The organism is Alphaproteobacteria bacterium 33-17 (genome assembly GCA_001897445.1).
In the GTDB taxonomy this organism is placed as follows: domain Bacteria; phylum Pseudomonadota; class Alphaproteobacteria; order Rickettsiales; family 33-17; genus 33-17.
This window is the reverse complement of record MKSX01000012.1, coordinates 8,288-11,569: the sequence shown is the minus strand read 5'-3', so window position 1 is coordinate 11,569 and position 3,282 is coordinate 8,288. Positions and strand designations below refer to the sequence as shown.

At 27.5% G+C, this 3,282-nt stretch carries 1 protein-coding gene and 1 pseudogene; one reads left to right on the top strand and one right to left on the bottom strand.

The window, feature by feature from the left end; translation table 11 throughout:
• Positions 1–58: 58 nt before the first annotated feature.
• Positions 59–856: a hypothetical protein gene (locus tag BGO27_03600; GenBank protein ID OJV15195.1), complete on the bottom strand. Its 798-nt coding sequence runs from the start codon at positions 854–856 to the stop codon at positions 59–61.
• Between the two features lie 108 nt (positions 857–964).
• Here BGO27_03600 and BGO27_03595 point away from each other — a divergent pair.
• Positions 965–3,282 (top strand): annotated as a pseudogene (locus BGO27_03595) (hypothetical protein).

Here is a 3,282-nt window from a genome sequence, read left to right as displayed (position 1 = left end):
TCTTCAATGCAATGCATCGAAAATTATTATTTTAGATTTTCTTTTAATTAAGATAACATTAACCATCATAATCTGTATCATTAACATCACCATCGTTAAGTATTTTTTCACCATCCATATAAATATATTCACGATATTGATTTCTATCAATTTCGAAAGTTTCTTTAAAAATAATTTTTTTACCACCATGAAAAAAGTAATTAACAGCATATGTAAAACGCTTACCATGTTTTTTAACATCATATGATTTACTGTGTGTGTATTTAATGTTTAATCCTTTAAATATATCGTGATAAGATTCATCTAATGAATTTAATGTTTCAGTTAACGTAAAACAATGATAATCGTAATCATGAAAATTATTTATATCATGATTACGATTATCGCGAACATGTTTACTAAATCCAATTATTTTATTATCATCATTGAAAGATATTGTAATAAATGTATGATGTCTATATTTCACATAAATATTTCTGAATTTTCCAAATGATTTTTTATATTCTATTTTTGATGGAGGATAGAAATTATCATAAATTGATGAAGGTAAGAAATTATCAAATTTTGAGATAGTAGTAGATGATGAACTTTCGTTTTCCATATAGTGGGTATCTTTTTTATATATAAGGTAGTCATCTTCCTTAGAATATAAACTTTCATATATGTGGTTACCGTTTTCAGATTCACTAATAATAAATTTAGTTTTTACTATCTTTTGATGAATATTATTCCATTTATTTTCGAAGTATTTACTTTCGAAATATTCTTCCCTAATTTTGTTTCTGGGTAGGAATTTTAATACTTCGAAAACTAATTCAAGTGGTAGGTTATTTAAAATACGTTTATATGACTCCATACTTATAGAATTTTTTTTAAAAAAAATTTAAAAAAATTTTTGTAAATTTTTTTGCAAAATTTACAAAAAAATCTTAAAAAAAACCTTAAAAAAAAAAAAGTATATAAAATGGATTGGGTCACCAAAATAAAAAACACTATAACAAGTACATTAAAGACAACCTTAAATAAGTTTGGTATAAATGATGAAGTTATTCGTAATGTTCAAGATAATGTCAGAAGTGCAATCAGAACACCTGTAGAAAGGGTAAGAGATACTGTTAGACGTGTTGCTGGTACTTATCAGAAAGTTCGTGATAGAAAGTCAGAAATACAACATCGCAATAATATGGGTAGAATTATCGAGGAAATACCAACTGAATTTTTGAGACGTAGTGATATAAGAAGTAATAGACATATAGAAATGTCAAGAGTAAATATTATACCACGTGATTATTATGAAATAGTTAGAATAGTATCAGATAGACCAACATATTCAGAAGTATTTGGAATTGGTAGATGGGATTACACAATATTATTTGATAGTGATAAACTACGAAATGATGTTAATAATTTTGAAGATCTTAGAACAATTGTTGTTGATAGTATTGATCATTTAGTTAAAACAGTAATCAAAGAACAAAGATTACAACCTGATCAAACTGTGAGAATAAGACCTGATAATAATGTTAACAATATGAACCATGAGTGGCGAGCAGCAGCCTGGATGCCTAATAACACGATAGCTGCTGAAGAATGGTGTAACATCAACGAAGGTTTTTTACAAAGTTGGTATCTTGATGACTTTGATGATGATTTTTATCTTACAGTAACAACATTTAGACCACCTGGAGGACGTGGAAGAAATAAACCTAGTATAATGGAGGATAAGAAAAAAAGTATCTACCGTGTAAGAAACATAGATAGTTTATGTGGAGCAAGAGCTTTAGCAGTGTGTATAGTTAACAAACAAAGAAAAGACTGTGATCCTATAAATATTGAAGAAAAACAAAAGTTGAATAACAAATACCGTAGCTACACTAGGTCTGATACATCAAACCTACCACAAACTAAACATGCTGAAGAATTGTATGATATGATAGGTAAAAAACATAATACAAGAACCGAACTAGAAGATATAAAAGCTTGGGAATTATTGTTGAATGCAAAAATCAAAACAATAAAAGAATCTTGTACAACACCTAAAATCTTCAACTATAGTGGAAATGATGAAATTAAAGATGATAAACCAATATATTACCTTTTAGAAAGTGACGATCATTATGATGCTATTACCAGCATAACTGGATATCTAGGTGTTAGTTATTTTTGTGATAAATGTGAAAAAGGTTTTAATGATAAGAACAACCATTTATGCGAAGGTGAAGTTAAATGTAAGTTATGTCAAACAAAAGGAGTAGATCACAAAATAAAAATGCTACAAGAAAGATGTAATCAATGTGTAGGTGGTAATAAATGTGTAATATGTAGATTATCAGAATGGTTGAAATGTGATGTATGTAATGTATCATATATTCAAGGTGAATGTTTTCAAAATCACCTTGATAAAAATATGTGCACAAAAAAAGTAAAATGTGAAAGTTGCAACATCATATTGAGAACTAAGATAGATATAGAGCGTCATAAATGTGGTTACATAGAATGTGAATCATGTGGTGAATATGATGTTGAATCACATCAATGTTATATGAAACCAAAAGTTGTTGACACAGAAAAAGTAAAAGAAAAATTGAACCTATATTATTACTTTGACTTTGAATCACGACAAGAAGATTTAAGTAAGAATGGTTTATTAAAACATGTTGTAAACTATGGTATATTACAGGATTATTGTGGAAATATAACTGAAATTGATGATGGTGATAATACATTAGAATCAATGTGTAAGGAAATTTTTCAAAAGAAAAACTCAGGATACACATTTATTGCACATAATTTGAAAGGTTATGATGGACAATTTATTCTCAAATGGGCTTTAGATAATGGATTAACACCTACAGTAATATATGCTGGTTCTAAAATAATGTATATGTGTATTGAAAAATATGAATTAAAATTCATAGATAGCGTTAATTTTCTACAAAAACCATTATCTGACTTACCTAAAATGTTCAATTTTGATAATATCAAGAAAGGTTATTTTCCACACAAATTTAATACCTTGAAAAATCAAAATTATGTAGGTAAATATCCTGATGTATCATTTTATGAACCAAATAAAATGAAGGTAAAAGATCGCGAGTCTTTTTTCAAATGGTATAATGGTGTAAAAAATGATGTTTTTGATTTCAAGAAGGAGATGCGTGAATATTGTATAGATGATGTAAACATATTACGACGTGCATGTCAAGCTTTTCAGGAAAGTTTTATGAACATAACAGATGGTCAGGTAGATCCATTTCAAAAAATAACCATAGCATCAGCTTG